This is a genomic window from Rhizobium mongolense USDA 1844 (assembly GCF_000419765.1).
In the GTDB taxonomy this organism is placed as follows: domain Bacteria; phylum Pseudomonadota; class Alphaproteobacteria; order Rhizobiales; family Rhizobiaceae; genus Rhizobium; species Rhizobium mongolense.
Genome location: NZ_ATTQ01000012.1, coordinates 101,885 through 116,729 on the forward strand (window position 1 = coordinate 101,885; position 14,845 = coordinate 116,729).

A 14,845-nucleotide genomic window follows, 5' to 3' on the forward strand; every position below is an offset into this window, starting at 1 on the left:
ATCCGGAAAGCGTCACCGAGGCGCCGCCTTCGGTCAACATCAGCACGCGGCGCCGCACGGCAGGATCGGCCAGATCATGCGCCAGATAGAGGACTTTGAGCATCAATACTCCTTGCGCTATCCCGGATGTACCGGAGTCCGTTTCGGGTGTGCTGTGCAATGTTTCGGCGGTTTCAGAATGCTTAATTGAGCGTGCAGGCGATCGAACCCTGGAACTGGCATTTGTCACCCGGCGCCGTGTAGGCCACCCGATCGATTTCCATCGTCGTGGGTTGGGTGTAGGCGAATTTGCCCATCCAGTCCGAAAGTTTGTCCGTTCCCCAGAGGCTGAAGAAGATCTTCTGCGGGTTCTGGGGAATCTTGGACGGGTCGGTGACGTCCTGGACAAGCTTGCCGTTCAGGTAATAGCGAAGCCTGCCCGCCTCCCAGACGAATGCATAGTCATTGAAGCCCTGATCGGCGCCTTGGCCGACGGGGACGAGCTTTTCGTTCCCGCCCTTGGCCTTGATGTATTGGTTCACCTGGACAGTCGACGTGTCTTTGCCGAGCACCTCGAAGTCGATTTCGTCATGCTGCTGCTTATCGGCAGGGCCGATATAGGTGAAGAAGGCGGAGTTCAGGCCCTTGCCGGTTGCAGACTTGATCCGCGCTTCATAGGTGCCGTAGCTGAAGCGTTTTTTCGTCTGGATCTCGCCGCAGAGATAGTTGCGGTCCTTGGATCTACCCTCGGCGAAGGTCAGCTGCAGCATGCCGCCCTCAGCCTTCACCTGGTTCTTGGACCACGTGCAGTTCTGGTGGGCGCCGTTGTTCCAGCCGTCGGAAACGTACCAGAAGCTGCGGTCGATCTTATCGAAATCATCCACGAAGGATTTGCCAGTTGCCTGCTGGGCATGGGCGGGGAGGGCACCGAGGATAAGGGCGCCGATCGTCAAACTCTGGCAAAGCAGTCGCGCATGGGCGATTTTGGCCGTCATGTCTCACCTTTGCTGTGGAACGAATTCTGCCGGGACATCCCGGCGGGAAGCGGGTTGAGAGCTCTTTTTGGTCCGGCCGCCGGTCAAAACGGCGTAGAGGCGCGGCGCGTTGTTGCGGACAAAGCTGTTGGAAACGGCAAGCACTGGAAAGAGCACCAGAAGCGAGCCGCAGAAGAAGAGCGGATAGAAGCCGATGCCCGTCTTTCCCCAAATCATGAAGAATAGGACGAGCAGCGGATAATGGGCGCAGAAGATCCAGAAGCTCAAGCTTCCGGTCTTTGCAAGACGCTGGCCAAGAGGGGTCTTGATTAGCGGCGCCGAGAGCATCCAGAAGCCGGCAGCCCCGCCGATTGCCAGCGCATTGCGGCATAGTTCCACCCAGTCCGGCATCGATGGGCCGGTCATGTAGATCGCGGTTGCAAGCAGCGCCGAAGCGGCAAGCAGCAGCGCCACGCCAAGTGGTGCAAAGCGGTCGAGCGCCTTGATGTCGATCTTGTAGAGGCTCGCATAGATGCCGAAAGCGAAGCTGAAGAGGATCGAGCGCTTGATCACGATATGGAGCGACATTTCCGGAATGAGCGCGAGCAGCAACAATGTCGACAATGTCAGCAGGGGGATGCGCCGGATGAGCCAGGCGAGCAGCGGCGAAAGCAGGATGCAGACGAAGAGGTCGCGCAGGAAGTAAAGCGGGATGTTGGTGGGAAATTCCTCGGCCGCAAAGAGCTGACTAAGAAGGCCACGCACCGATGCGGTCCACGGGCTCACCACATAGCCGTCACCGATGCCGACGCTCAGCATCGCAAGCGCGGCGATGAAGAATGCCGTATTCCAGATGAGAAATGGCAGGAAAACGGTCTGCGCTTTCGTGCGCACCGTTTTCACATAGTTGAAGCCCTCCGTCCCGCCGCGAAACAGCAGGTAGCCGGAAATCGCGCTGAGGCAGGGAACCCCGACACGGAAGAGCGCTTCGCTCAGGAAGACCCGCAGCCAGTCGAAGAAACCGTAGTTTCCGTTGAACGGCGTATTGGCAGGGTCAAACGGTATATGGACGAACACAATGCCCGAAATGAGCACGATGCGCATCAGGTTGATCCGCGAGGATACGTTGGCGTCAACGTTCACGTTATCAGTCACCCCTATTGGGTCGCACCCCCCTTGCGACCGTTTCAACGAGAGCAGACTCGAGCCCGCAGACCAAAAGCTAGAGCGTTTTTACGGAAGAAAATATGGCACTGCAGCAAAAATGATCGGCGATCCCGTTTCGGGACGGCCGATTCGAGCGGCTCAGCGACGGCTCTTGTCGTGCTTGGCTTTAAGAGAAGGAACTGAAACGCCCGATGGGGCAATGTATATCGGAAAATCATCATAAATTCAAATTGCGGGACGATGAAAACCGCCGCGACGGAAAAGTTTTGTCGTTTGGTGAAGGAGTCCATGCGTTTTCACGCGAAGCCGGGTGCCTGAATGTGGCTGAAATGTGGCTTTCGCTCCCCAAATGGTTTTATTCGGCACATGGATGTTTGACAACGTGCTGGTGGGCTTTGACAAATTTCGGCCGGAATGACCTACATCATTTCGCAGTGCAGCAACTTGCTCGGGTGCGGTCTCGACCCTATGTGCCCATCACCGGACTCTTCAGGAGAAAGAATGGCGACCTTCACGATCATCATCCCTTTTTATCAGCGCGAGGACGGCATTCTGCGCCGCGCGCTGGCCTCGGTCTTTGCCCAAAGCTTTCAGGACTTCGATGTGATCGTCGTCGATGACCAGTCGCCTTATCCCGCCGAAGACGAGCTGAAGCCGCTTGCCGAAGGCCAGCGATCGCGGATTGCGGTTGTCAAACAGGCGAATGCGGGACCGGGTGGGGCGCGTAATACAGGCCTCGACAATGTTCCGGCGGCAACGCGCTTCGCAGCTTTCCTCGATTCAGATGACCTATGGACGCCCGAACACCTGCAGAATGCCCATGATGCGCTGCAGACGTTCGATGCCGACTGCTATTGGGCGTCGATCCACGGAGGTGAGGAATTCGACTATCATTTCAGCATCGCCGACCTAGAGGCCAGCGAAAGGGCGGTGCGCCTTTCCGAGCACCCGCTGTTGCTCGAGATTCCGGACATTGCCGGCGTGATGCTCAAGAACTGGGCCTTTCTCCACATGTCGTGCATGGTCATCGGCCGGCCGCTGATCGAGAAGGTCCGCTTCGACGCTGCGCTGCGGCTGGCGGCGGAGGACGTGCTGTTCTTTTGCGATTGCATGCTTGCAGCGCGGCGCGTGCTTCTTTGCGTGGAGGCGGGCGCCTTGCGCGGAGAGGGCATCAACATCTTCCACGGCGTGGACAACGATTCACCGCAGTTTCTCAAGCAGCAGTTCATCACCTGGATGGCGCTCGACCGGCTTGAAAGCCGTTTTTCGAAGCGTCCGCAGGAGATCGAGACCATCAAGGCCTACAAGAACCGGGCACGGAAGCAGGCGCTATGGAGCCAGGTGCGACTGGTGCGCCGGCGACGCCTGCCGGACTTCCAAATGCTGGCCCGCTGGGCGTGGCGTGATCCGGCCCTGTTTGCGAGTGCCCTTCAGATCGCCGGCGGCAAGCTTTCGAAGTAGCGCTTCCTATTCGGCTGACGACGGCAGCAGATATCTGAGGCCGCCAGCACCTCTGGTGGCGATCTCGACGCCGCCGGGGCTGCGGAAGCGTTCCGTCTTGTCCATGAAGATGCCGCCGGCAATCGCCGGAACGGCGAAAGGATGGGCGAGGGCGTAACGCAAGGCTGCACCAGCGCCCGACTGCTTCTTGATATCGAGGAAATGGCGAAGTTCGTATTTGCCCCGAGCATGGCTCTCGTGGCGGCGCACGGCGGCGGCGGCTTCCGGCGTCAGGCTGCAGCTCGCCAGGATCGCCTGGTCGGCTTCGTAGAGCTTGCGGAGGTCTTCCGTCCGGTGGCTGCCGCTCAACGAGTTGCCACGCACGACAGCACCGTAGCCGCAGCTGTGGATCACCTTGTAGCGCGCGCCGTTGGCCAAGGCCCGGACGTAGAGGTCGTAGTCCTCCCCAAGACGCATCTCCTCGCGATAGCGCAGTCGGTGAGCATCGAGAAACGCGCGGCGCATCACCGGCTTCAGGAAGCCGATTTCGCCGCGACGGACGCCGCGCTTCGAAATATTGCCGTCGACGAAGGCCACCAGGTCGAGAAACAGCGGACGGTCCAGGAAATGATCGAGTTGCTGGGGCGCACGCGTCACGGTCTCCGCCTCGACGAAAGCGATGTTGTCGGCGACGAAATCCCAGTCGTCGTCCGCAAGCATCCGGCTGAACCGGCCTTCGAAGAAGAAGTCGTCGGCATCGAGTATGCTGATCAGTGGGGCGGTGGAGATTTCGATCGCGTGATTGCGGGCGGCTGATGGCCCCCTGTTCTTTTCGAAGGAAACGACATTCAGGCGATTGCTGCCGTCATCGGCAGCTTTGGCAGCACCGGCGGTTCCGTCGCCCGATCCGTCGTCGATGACGACGACTTCTGCCACCTGTTTTTCCCGTAAAGCCGAAGCGACAGCCATTCCGATCGTATCGGCCGCGTTCTTGGCGGCGATGATCACGCAAACGCTTGCCTTAGCCATTTCAACCACGTCGTACCCTCCGTTGTCTCGCGCAAGAGTTAGGACGTCGCCGCGTCTGCGGCAATGCAAAAGGCTTTCAAAAGATATTACGGGGTCGGCTGGCGGCTATCGCGTGCCCGCCTAAGCTTTGCTTTCAACGGTTGAAAGGCTCGGAACCATTGAAGGGCGAGACAGGAATCTTCTCCTTGTCGGCCGGTGTATGGGATACCGCCATGGTGCCTTGGGTGTTGCGCGCCTTTGCTTCCTTCCACACGAGGAATAGGACGCCGCCGAAATAGCCCAACTGCAGGAGCACGGCACAGATCACCGTGTCTATCAGTGTCGTTGTCAGTGAGCCGTTCAGCCAATAAGTCGCAACCGCAAAAACGGCCAAAGCGCCGATCATGCTAACGAAAACGCGAGGTGCATACATAGCCGTGCCTCCCTTGGGGAGGTTCGTTCAATGAACAGTCATTGAATTCGGGCTTCCTCCCTAAGGACCCTTTACTTTTTATATTTTAGAAGGCCCCTAGTTTCAACCGAACGAGAGCATTCTTTTTCATCCGTCGTCTCTTTATCTACAGTATTCGGTTTAAGGTTTCCTTCCGGCTTTGGGTAAAATCGACGAACCCTCGTTAAGGAATGCCTGTGACGGGGATTCGGGGGGCAAATGTGGCTATTTTACTTCAGGTTGTTCGAAATATGGCATTGCACGCGGTACTTTGCGTCACATTTGCCTACCGAACCAACGCATGAACGCCAAATGCGTTCAACTTTTATTACAAAGTTTTCATCTAAACCGATTTGAGTGTGCGGCGCAAAATCGATGGTGCGATGCAATAAACTCCGTGATAAGACAATATAGTTGACCTACTCTCGGCAGTGGCCGCATTGCTTAGTCAAATGTCACCCGAAAGGCGTAGAAAGATTTATTCTTCAATCTTTTTGCGATGCGAAGCAAACACGAAGACCTTTAGTGCGTCCCACAGAGTCTATTCAAAAACATTGCATGCTTTGCATATGAAATTTAGAGAACCCTTAAAAAAAGAAATGTGATAAAGACACACCGGAAACGGGCCGTTACACAATCGCCATGAAATTGTGGCTTAAAAAAACAAATTCCGCCCATACACTCCTCATTCGTCAGCGCTAGCTTAGCGGCCTGGGCTTACCGACCAAACGGCAAACATAAGTGGAGTTAACTCTATGAAGTCTGCGACGAGATCGGACAGTACGCCATTTTTTGGCGTGGTTCATGCGAATGTGTTTCCGCCGACTGGCGGGATCATGAAGCGGGCATTCGATATCACGGCTGCCTCGCTCGGGCTCCTTTTCCTGAGCCCGATTTTTCTGATGGTGATGCTGCTCGTAAAGCTCTCCGACAAGGGGCCGGCTTTCTATGGGCATCGCCGTATTGGCCACAACGGCCAGGAGTTCCGTTGCCTGAAGTTCCGGACCATGGTCGTCAACGGCGACAAGGTCCTGCAGGAGCATCTGCGCAACAATCCGAAGGCGATGGAAGAGTGGCGTGAAACGCGAAAACTGCAGGACGATCCGCGGGTCACCACGGTCGGAAGCGTGCTTCGCAAGCTCAGTCTTGATGAACTGCCACAGCTCATCAACATCCTTCGCGGTGAAATGAGCGTTGTCGGGCCGCGGCCCGTCGTTCTTGATGAACTGGAACTCTATGAGTCTTCGGCCGTCTACTATCTGCAGGCGCGTCCGGGTCTTACCGGACTTTGGCAGATCAGCGGGCGCAACGACGTGTCCTATGCTGCCCGCGTGGCTTTCGACACCCACTACGTCGAGAACTGGTCGCTCATCCGCGACGTGAAGATCATTGCACAGACGATTCCCGCCGTCTGCATGCAGCGTGGCAGCTACTGAGAAGTCGCTTCCATGTACGCCAAGTAACGTACGGTACTGTTTTTGGCTTGCCGTGCCGATTTACGAGGAAGACTGAATGAGAGAAATCCTGTTGCGCCGCAACCTGCTTGGAAATTCCTTTATGCACGGCCTCGCTTTCGTTGCGGGGCTTAGCATATTGATCGGGTCCTCCGGCTTTGCCCGGGCTGCCGACTACCAGCTCGGCACCATGGACAAGCTGCGCATCCGCGTTGCCGAATGGCAAACGGCGGAAGGCGCGATCCGCGACTGGTCAGTGGTGAGCGGCGATTACACGATCGGCCCCTCAGGCAGTCTTTCATTGCCGTTCGTCGGCGACCTCCCGGCCTCCGGAAAGACGACGGATGCAATCGCGCAGGAAATCGGCGTCGCGCTGCAGAAGCAGTTCGGCCTCAAGGACCGGCCGTCGGCGTCCGTCGAACTTGCCCAGTTCCGGCCGGTCTTCCTGACCGGCGATGTGGAAAACCCCGGCGAGTATCCCTTCGCACCCAATCTGACAGTCGTGAAGGCCGTCAGCATTGCCGGCGGCCTGCGGCGTGCCGATGCCGGCCAGCGCTTTGCCCGCGATTTCATAAACGCCAAGGGCGACGCCGTCGTCTATACGACGGAGCGCAACCGGCTCATTGCCCGCAAGGCGCGGCTGCAGGCGGAAACCTCCAAGAGCGACACGATCGAAATGCCAAAGGAGCTCAAGGATCTGCCCGAGGCAAAGGCCCTGCTTGCCAGCGAAATGGCATTGATGAACACGCGCAAGAAGCGGCTCACGCTGCAGCTTCAGGCGCTGGACGACCTGAAATCGCTGCTGCAGGCCGAAATCGAATCTCTCGGCAAGAAGACCGAGACACAGACGCGCCAGCTCGAGCTTGCCAAGGAGGACCGCGACAAGGTCGAAAACCTGGCCGAGAAGGGCCTTGCGCTCAGCGCCCGAAAGATGGCCGCCGAACAGCGCGCCGCCGATACCGAGGCTACCCTTCTCGACATCGATACCAACATCTTGAAGGCCAAGCAGGACATCAGCCAGGCCAATCAGGACGAGATCACCCTGCGCAACGACTGGGACGCCAAGCTGTCGCAGGAACTGCAGGACACCGAATCCGAACTCGATACGCTCAACCTGAAGATTGCGACCAGCGATGCGCTGATGTCGGAAGCATTGGCGCAATCGAACGACGCTGCTCGTTTCGACCCGCAAAATGCCGCCAGCATCAGCTATTCCATCGTGCGGGAGGTTGACGGCCAGTCGAAGGAAGTTCCTGTCACGGAAAATAGCACATTGCAGCCGGGCGACCTGATCAGGGTCACGGCCGGGGTTGCGATGAGATAGCGGAGACCCGCATGCGGATCGCCAAATCGGTGCTGATAAAGCCAGGTGAGAACGAGCTATACGCCATTCCGGCGGTTGCGCTTTCTCTCTTCTGCTTCGCTTACTCGATCCGCTTCGGGCAGGTGGCGATCCTGTTTTACTATGCCTTGTGGCTGCCGCTCGTCGCCGTCAATTATCGCAAGGTGCTCGGCAGCTACAGCCGGTTCATCTGGCTGTTCGCCTTCGCCGGTTTCGCCTTCCTCTCCGTCTTCTGGTCCGCCGTGCCGAGCGTGTCGCTGAGGGCGAGCATCCAGTATCTGACGCAGGTGGTCTGCGCGCTGATTGCCGTGCGCGTGCTTGATGTCCGGACGCTGACGCTCGGGGTCGTGGCAGGTGCGGCGGTCGTCCTGCTTTATTCAATCCTCTTCGGCTACTACGAATATGACGTGCTGGACGGGACCTACAGTTTCGTTGGCGCCTTCGCATCGAAGAACCAACTCGGCTTTTATGCGTCGCTGGGCATCATCTTCGCCTTTGCCGCCGTCGTCATTTACGGCGAGCGCCGTTTCTGGATGATGACATCGGGCATGGTCGGCCTTATGGCGGCCTATTGCCTGCTTGCCTCGCAATCTGCCACCTCGGTCATCACGACGGCGGCGATCATTGCCCTGCTGATAGGGTTTCGCGTCGTGCTCATGCTGTCGCCGCAACAGCGCAAGCTTTTGGTGGTCGGCGGCGGCGTCGCGGCTGTCATCCTGGTGGTCGCGGGCGTCTATCTAGGCGCTGTCGACGCGGTCTTGGGCATCTTCGGCAAGGATTCGACTCTGACGGGCCGCACTTATCTCTGGCAACAGGGTATTGCGGCTGCGGCGCAGAACCCGGCCATCGGCATCGGCTATCAGGCCTATTGGGTTCAGGGCTTCGCAGAGCCTGAGCGGCTATGGAAGGAATTCTTCATCGCCTCGCGAGCCGGTTTCCATTTTCATAATACCTACATCGAGACCGCCGTGGAACTCGGCCTGATCGGCGTGCTCATCCTTGCTGTCACGATCATCGCGACCCTTTGGGGGCATCTGCGCCGGCTGATCGAGGATGTGCGCAATGATGAATCCTATTTCCTTTTCGGCGTCACCGTGCTGCTTCTGATCCGTTCCTTCGTGGAGATCGACGTTTTGACGCCCTACAATGTCGGTACCTTTCTTCTTTATTTTTCCGCAGGAAAGCTTGTCGGCGCGCGCCAGCGCTCGGCGATGGCCGGCCTGCAGCGTTACCAATCCGCTCGGCCTGTTCGTTCCTGATTTTTTATCTACGCCGCCGAAAGCGGCGTAACGAGGGATATGCATGAAGACCCTGTACGGGATCCAATATTTGCGTGCCTTTGCCGCACTGGCCGTCGTCGTTTTCCATGCGGCAGAAAGAAGTGGCGGGCACTTCACGATCGGCGCTGCCGGCGTCGACGTCTTCTTCGTCATCAGCGGCTTCATCATGTGGGTGATTAGCGACCGCAAGTCGCTGACGCCGCATCGCTTCCTTGTTGACCGCATCCGCCGCATCGCACCCTCATACTGGCTGGTGACGGTCATCATGATTGGCGGAGCGATGGCAGGATTGTTTCCGAACCTGCAGCTCGACGCAGGCCACGTCCTGGGCTCGCTCTTCTTTGTTCCTGTGCGCTCGCCGAGCACTGGCGAGATTTGGCCGATCCTGGTTCAGGGCTGGACGCTCAATTTCGAGATGTTCTTCTATGTCCTTTTTGCCGGGGCCTTGTTCTTGCCGCGCCAGTGGCGGCTGCCTTTCCTCTCCGTTGCGTTCGGCTTCTTCGTCGTGGTCGGTCTGATGTGGAAGCCGTCTTCGCCGACGCTCGCCACCTATACGCGGCCGAGCATCCTGGAGTTCCTCGGCGGCGTCTTCATTGCCGAGCTGTGGTTGCGGCGCTGGACCGCCGGCAATAGTCTCGGGCTTGGCTGCGTCGGCGCCGCGCTCTGCGGTTTTGCGGCGATTCACCTGATGGGTGCCGGGTTCGACGAATTCGTATGCGGACCGCTGGCGATGGCGCTGGTGTTCGGCATGGTCTCGCTGGAGGCAGACGGCAGCATCGGTCGCGTGCCGCTGCTCACCTATCTCGGTGATGCGTCCTATTCCATCTACCTGTGGCATACGCTTGCGGTATCGGTTGCCATCAAGGCTGCAGGAATTCTCGGAATTCCGGGCGGCCTTGCCGTCGTTGCTGCCGTTTGTGGTGGAACGTTGCTCGGGATTGCGGCCTATGAGATGGTCGAGAAGCCGTTGCGCAAGCTCCTGTCCAACGAAGCACCCAAGCGCCGCCCGCTTGAGCAGCGCCCTTCGTAAATCAGGTTGCTTCTTCGGCTGGTTCCCGCTCCGGCGCGGCCCTGCGCCGGAGGCTGCGCAGCACGACGTAGAAGGCCGGGGTCAGGAACAAGCCGAAGATCGTGACGCCGAGCATTCCCGCGAAGACGGCAGTACCGAGCGATTGGCGCATTTCCGCGCCTGGCCCCGTCGCGATCATCAGCGGCACGACGCCGAAGATGAAGGCGAATGCCGTCATCAGGATTGGGCGCAGCCGCAGATGGCTGGCCTCGATCGCCGCTTCCACCGGCGTCTTGCCGTCCTCTTCCGCTTGCCTGGCGAATTCAACGATCAGGATCGCGTTCTTTGCCGCAAGGCCGATCAGCACGATGAGGCCGATCTGCGTCAGGATGTTGTTGTCCATCGCGCGAAGATGCACGCCCAGCAGCGCCGCAAGGATCGCGAGCGGCACGATCAGGATGATCGCAAGCGGCAGCACCCAGCTTTCATATTGCGCCGACAGGGCCAGAAAGACGAAAATCACCGAAAGCGCGAAGATATAGATCGCTGTGTTGCCGGTGCCGCGCTCCTGAAAGGCGAGTTCGGTCCAGTTGAAGGTCGTTCCCGAGGGCAGTAGCGAACCCGCAATCTTCTCCATGCTGTCGAGGGCGGTGCCGGTCGACACACCCGGCGCCGGATTGCCCTGTAGCGGTACCGAGACATACATATTGTAATGCTGGACGAGCGCCGGACCGCTCCTGTCCTGGACTTCGATGAGGGTTCCCAACGGCACGAGCGCGCCCGTCGCCGACCGGACCTTCAGGGCAAGGATGTCGTCCCGCTCGAGGCGGAATTCCTGGTCGGCCTGCGCCCGCACCTGATAGACCCTTCCGAAAGCATTGAAGTCGTTGACATAGGATGTGCCCAGATTGATCGAGAGCGTATCGAATATGTTCGAGATCGGGACGTTCAGCATGCGTGCCTTGTCGCGATCGATATTCAGGAAGAATTGCGGGCTCGATGCGGAGAAGGTCGTGAAGACGCCGGTCAGCCCGGGCGTCTGATTGGCGGTACCCATCATCTGGTTGGCAAGGGCCAGAACCCGCCGCATGTCGCCGCTTTCGAGGTCCATTAACTGCATCTTGAAGCCGCCGGAATTGCCGATACCCCTGACCGACGGCGGCGGGATGGCAATGATGAACGCTTCCTGGATGCTCTGCAGGTTTTGGAAGAGCTGACCGATGATCCGGCCGGCGCTCAGACCCTGCTCAAGCCTATGTTCGAAGGTATCGAAGGGTGCGAAGACAACGCCTTGATTGGACGCGTTGGTGAAGGTCGCGCCGCTGAAGCCTGCAAAGGCCACCGCGTGAGAGACGCCAGGCGTGTTTCGGATGACTTCCGCCGCCTGCTGCACGACGGCATCGGTTCGGTTGAGAGAGGCGCCCTCGGGCAACTGGAGGACGACGATTGCATAGCCTTGGTCCATATTGGGGATGAAGCCACTCGGGACGATTCGGCCCATGTAGTAGGTCGATGCCAGCAGTCCCGCAAATACCAGCAGCGCACAGAACAGGGCGGTCCTTGTCGCAACGGTGCGGCGAACAATCCATGAGTAGCCGTGGCTCATTCGGTCGAAGCCGCGATTGAAGCCGTTGGCGAGGCCGCGGCCCAGTCGCGTGAACGGATTTCGCGTCTCCTTCGCATGCTCTTCGTGCGGCCGCAGCACGAGCGCAGCGATGGCTGGCGACAATGTCAGCGAGTTGACCGCCGAGATTGCCGTTGCAACCGAGATCGTCACCGCAAACTGCCGGTAGAACTGGCCGGTAATGCCTGGGATGAAGGTTGTTGGGACGAACACGGCGATGAGAACCAGGGAGATCGCGATGACCGCCGTTCCGACCTCGTCCATGGTAACATGCGCCGCTTCCCTCGGCGTCATGCCCTTGGCCAGATTTCGCTCGACGTTCTCGACGACGACGATCGCATCGTCTACCACGATGCCGATAGCGAGCACGAGCCCGAAGAGCGTCAGCATGTTGAGCGAGAAGCCGAAGGCGAACAGGAAAGCGAAAGTGCCGATCAGCGACACCGGGATCGCGACGATGGGGATGATGGCCGTGCGCCAGGATTGCAGAAAGACCAGCACCACAATTGCGACCAGCACGGCCGCTTCGAAAATGGTCTTGTAGACCTCTGATATCGACTCGGAGATGAACTCGGTCGGATTATAGACGATGTTGTAAGCCAGCCCTGGGGGAAAGTCCTTGGCGAGCTGTTCCATGTTCGCCTTGATTTCGGCGGCGGCAGCGAGCGCGTTTGTGCCCGGACGCGAGAAGATGCCGAGCGCCACCGCCGGCTTGCCGTCGAGGTAGCTGTTGGTCACGTATTGCTTGGCGCCGAGCTCGATGCGGGCAATGTCCTGCAACTGTACGAGGCGGCCGTCCTCTGTCGCTTTCACAATGACGTAGCGGAACTGCCGCGCATCGGAGAACCTGCCCTGCGTCGTCACGGTGTATTGGAATGCGTTTGTGCCCGCCGCCGGCGGGCCGCCGATCGAGCCACCCGAAACCTGCACGTTCTGTTCGCGCAAGGCATCCACCACATCGTTCGGCGTCATGCTATAAGCGGCCAGCCTTTGCGGATCGAGCCAGATGCGAAGGGCATATTCGCGCTCGCCGAAGATGGTGAGATCTCCGACGCCGTCGAGACGCACCAGCACATCGCGGATGCGGCTGCGGGCGTAGTTTGAAACGTAAAGCTGATCGTAGCGGCTGTTCGGAGACAGGATATGCACGACCATCATCAGGTCGGGTGAACTCTTCGCGGTGGTGACCCCGTTGCGACGAACCTCATCGGGCAGGCGCGGTTCGGCGATCGCTACCCGGTTTTGGACGAGAACCTGCGCCGTATCCAGATCGGTACCGAGCTTGAAGGTGATTGTCAGCGACATCGACCCGTCGTCAGTCGAATAGGAGGACATGTAGAGCATGTTCTCGACGCCGTTGATTTCCTGTTCGAGCGGAGTTGCGACCGTGTCGGCGACGGTCTGTGCGTCGGCGCCGGGATAGTTGGTGCGCACGACGATGGTGGGCGGTGCTATTTCGGGAAACTGCGCCACCGGCAACTGGAAATAGGCGAGGCCGCCGAGAATGAGCAGAACTATGGAGAGGACGGACGCGAATATCGGTCGGTCCACGAAGAAGTGCGCAAACCTCATTGGGCAAGCTCCATGCTTGCAGCTTCCGGCGGGATATCCTCGCGGCTCTGCGGCAGTTCAGTCGTCTGCGGCGTGATCTTGGCTCCCGGGCGAGCGCGCATCAGGCCGTTGACGACGATCGTCTCATTGCCTTCCATGCCTTCGCGGATGACGCGGTAGCCGTAAAGCCGCGGGCCGGGTCGCACGGGCTTGGTCGAAACCGTGCCATCGTTGCCGACGACATAGACGACCCGCTGGTTCTGGTCGGAGCCGATTGCCTCGTCCGGCACGAGAATGGCCCTATAAACGTTGGACGCCTCCACCTGCACGCGGCCGAAAAGCCCAGGCTGAAGCACGAAGTTCGGATTGTCGAAGCGAGCGCGGACCCGCATCGTGCCGGTCTGGCTATCGACCCGGTTCTCGGCGAAATCGAGCTTGCCTGTGAAGGGCTTCTCGTTGGCATCCGTGATGCTGACCTGCACCTCAACACCGCCGCCGCCCTGCTGAAGGTCGCTGCCGCGCGCACGCGCCGTCTGCGCGAAGTTCAGCAGCCGGCGCTCGTCGACGTCGAAATAGAAGTCGATCGGATCGAGCGAAACGATCGTCGTCAGCACCGACTGGTCGGCCTGGACGAGGTTGCCGGCCGAGATCAGCCGCCGGTCGATGCGGCCGCTGATCGGGGCGGTAATCTTCGTATATTCGAGATCGAGCGTGGCCCGATCTGCCGTGGCCTGGGCGCCGCGGACATTGGCCTGAGCGGAAACCCATTCGCGGCGCCGGTCATCGAGCGTCGAAACCGACTGGCTGCCGCTGGTGGCGAGTGATTCTGCGCGTTTGAACTGCGCTTCAGCGTAGATCAGTGTCGATTTCGCGACTTCAAGCGCAGCGGTTGCTTCATTGAACGCAGTGACAAAGGGGCGCTGATCGATGACGAAGAGCAAGTCGCCTTTCTTGACCATCGCGCCATCGGTGAAATGTACTTCCTGCAGGTAGCCGCCGACGCGCGATCGCACGGAGACCTCGTCGACCGCCGCGAAGCGGCCGATGAACTCGTCGCTGTCCACGACATCGCGAACGACGGGTTTTGCAACCGTGACGGGCGGAGCAGGCGGAGCGTCCTGGGCAACGACGGCCGCGGGGAAAAGGATAAGGTAAGTGAGAGCAAGGGCTTCACGAAGAGAGTAAGGCATAGCGATCCCCCATTCTGGGCGGCCGGTATGCCGCCAAACTTATGCGGTAACGATGCGATTCATTTCTGCTGTGTCGAACCCGGCGTTCCGGCCTTCGTCTTGCTGCTCTTGACACGCACCGGCCGATCGGCAGGGGTGCCAGCTTGCAAAAAAAGGCCGAAGGTCTGCTCCGGTAACTCTATGAAATCGGACTATAAACGTCAGTAGGCAAAAATTGCAAACGCCAATCGCCGCTAGTTTGAGAATCTGGCCGGGATCAGGGGTTTCGACGATCAGCTCTTGCCACGCGTCCTTCCAACCCGAAAATCCCTGGTTTGAAAGCCGGGCGTAAACGTGCCCTGCGGCATTTTGGCCGCAACTGCGGAATCTGCGGCCG

The 14,845-nt window shown here is 59.2% G+C and carries 11 protein-coding genes; 5 read left to right on the forward strand and 6 right to left on the reverse strand.

The features are described 5' to 3' along the window. Positions 1-182: 182 nt before the first annotated feature. Both exoK and A3C3_RS0122830 read right to left on the reverse strand, forming a co-directional pair. A complete protein-coding gene (exoK, locus tag A3C3_RS0122825) occupies positions 183-974 on the reverse strand; it encodes an endo-1,3-1,4-beta-glycanase ExoK (protein ID WP_022716906.1) in 792 nt (263 codons plus the stop codon). A gap of 3 nt (positions 975-977) precedes the next feature. Further along, positions 978-2,096 (reverse strand): acyltransferase family protein, encoded by a 1,119-nt coding sequence (locus A3C3_RS0122830; RefSeq protein ID WP_028739918.1) that lies wholly within the window; start codon positions 2,094-2,096, stop codon positions 978-980. Between the two features lie 525 nt (positions 2,097-2,621). Between A3C3_RS0122830 and A3C3_RS0122840 the strand changes: the two genes are divergently transcribed. Next, entirely contained in the window at positions 2,622-3,581 is a 960-nt protein-coding gene (locus A3C3_RS0122840) for a glycosyltransferase family 2 protein (RefSeq protein ID WP_022716909.1), read from the forward strand. Positions 3,582-3,587: 6 nt separating this feature from the next. Here the strand turns inward: A3C3_RS0122840 and A3C3_RS0122845 are convergent, their stop codons facing one another. Together A3C3_RS0122845 and A3C3_RS0122850 are read right to left on the reverse strand one after the other, a co-directional pair. After that, positions 3,588-4,589: a glycosyltransferase family 2 protein gene (locus tag A3C3_RS0122845; RefSeq protein ID WP_022716910.1), complete on the reverse strand. Its 1,002-nt coding sequence runs from the start codon at positions 4,587-4,589 to the stop codon at positions 3,588-3,590. 133 nt (positions 4,590-4,722) lie between these two features. Further along, positions 4,723-5,001, reverse strand: a complete 279-nt coding sequence (locus A3C3_RS0122850; protein ID WP_022716911.1) for an exopolysaccharide production repressor protein — start codon at positions 4,999-5,001, stop codon at positions 4,723-4,725. 773 nt (positions 5,002-5,774) lie between these two features. On the opposite strand from A3C3_RS0122850, the gene A3C3_RS0122855 reads away from it, so the two are divergent. From A3C3_RS0122855 to A3C3_RS0122870, 4 genes are all read left to right on the forward strand, one after another. Further along, positions 5,775-6,455: a sugar transferase gene (locus tag A3C3_RS0122855; RefSeq protein WP_022716912.1), complete on the forward strand. Its 681-nt coding sequence runs from the start codon at positions 5,775-5,777 to the stop codon at positions 6,453-6,455. Between the two features lie 76 nt (positions 6,456-6,531). Then, on the forward strand, positions 6,532-7,797 hold the full coding sequence (locus A3C3_RS0122860; RefSeq protein WP_022716913.1) for a polysaccharide biosynthesis/export family protein: 1,266 nt from the start codon (positions 6,532-6,534) through the stop codon (positions 7,795-7,797). Positions 7,798-7,808: 11 nt separating this feature from the next. Next, entirely contained in the window at positions 7,809-9,074 is a 1,266-nt protein-coding gene (locus tag A3C3_RS0122865; RefSeq protein WP_022716914.1) for an O-antigen ligase family protein, read from the forward strand. Between the two features lie 43 nt (positions 9,075-9,117). Then, complete coding sequence (locus tag A3C3_RS0122870) at positions 9,118-10,125, forward strand: acyltransferase family protein (RefSeq protein WP_022716915.1); 1,008 nt, start codon at positions 9,118-9,120, stop codon at positions 10,123-10,125. A 1-nt stretch (position 10,126) separates the two neighbouring features. Here A3C3_RS0122870 and A3C3_RS0122875 read toward each other — a convergent pair whose 3' ends face one another. Together A3C3_RS0122875 and A3C3_RS0122880 are read right to left on the reverse strand one after the other, a co-directional pair. Next, the gene (locus A3C3_RS0122875) at positions 10,127-13,300 is read right to left on the reverse strand and encodes an efflux RND transporter permease subunit (RefSeq protein ID WP_022716916.1); all 3,174 of its coding nucleotides are present in this window, start codon (positions 13,298-13,300) and stop codon (positions 10,127-10,129) included. Beyond that, a complete protein-coding gene (locus A3C3_RS0122880) occupies positions 13,297-14,469 on the reverse strand; it encodes an efflux RND transporter periplasmic adaptor subunit (RefSeq protein WP_022716917.1) in 1,173 nt (390 codons plus the stop codon). The genes A3C3_RS0122875 and A3C3_RS0122880 overlap by 4 nt, the downstream gene beginning before the upstream one ends. Positions 14,470-14,845 lie beyond the last annotated feature (376 nt).

Bases quoted from the DNA above. Each gene is read 5' to 3' on its own strand.
- exoK (WP_022716906.1), bottom strand. From the start codon at position 974: ATGACGGCCAAAATCGCCCATGCGCGACTGCTTTGCCAGAGTTTGACG.
- A3C3_RS0122840 (WP_022716909.1), top strand. From the start codon at position 2,622: ATGGCGACCTTCACGATCATCATCCCTTTTTATCAGCGCGAGGACGGC.
- A3C3_RS0122845 (WP_022716910.1), bottom strand. From the start codon at position 4,589: ATGGCTAAGGCAAGCGTTTGCGTGATCATCGCCGCCAAGAACGCGGCC.
- A3C3_RS0122850 (WP_022716911.1), bottom strand. From the start codon at position 5,001: ATGTATGCACCTCGCGTTTTCGTTAGCATGATCGGCGCTTTGGCCGTT.
- A3C3_RS0122855 (WP_022716912.1), top strand. From the start codon at position 5,775: ATGAAGTCTGCGACGAGATCGGACAGTACGCCATTTTTTGGCGTGGTT.
- A3C3_RS0122860 (WP_022716913.1), top strand. From the start codon at position 6,532: ATGAGAGAAATCCTGTTGCGCCGCAACCTGCTTGGAAATTCCTTTATG.
- A3C3_RS0122865 (WP_022716914.1), top strand. From the start codon at position 7,809: ATGCGGATCGCCAAATCGGTGCTGATAAAGCCAGGTGAGAACGAGCTA.
- A3C3_RS0122870 (WP_022716915.1), top strand. From the start codon at position 9,118: ATGAAGACCCTGTACGGGATCCAATATTTGCGTGCCTTTGCCGCACTG.
- A3C3_RS0122875 (WP_022716916.1), bottom strand. From the start codon at position 13,300: ATGAGGTTTGCGCACTTCTTCGTGGACCGACCGATATTCGCGTCCGTC.
- A3C3_RS0122880 (WP_022716917.1), bottom strand. From the start codon at position 14,469: ATGCCTTACTCTCTTCGTGAAGCCCTTGCTCTCACTTACCTTATCCTT.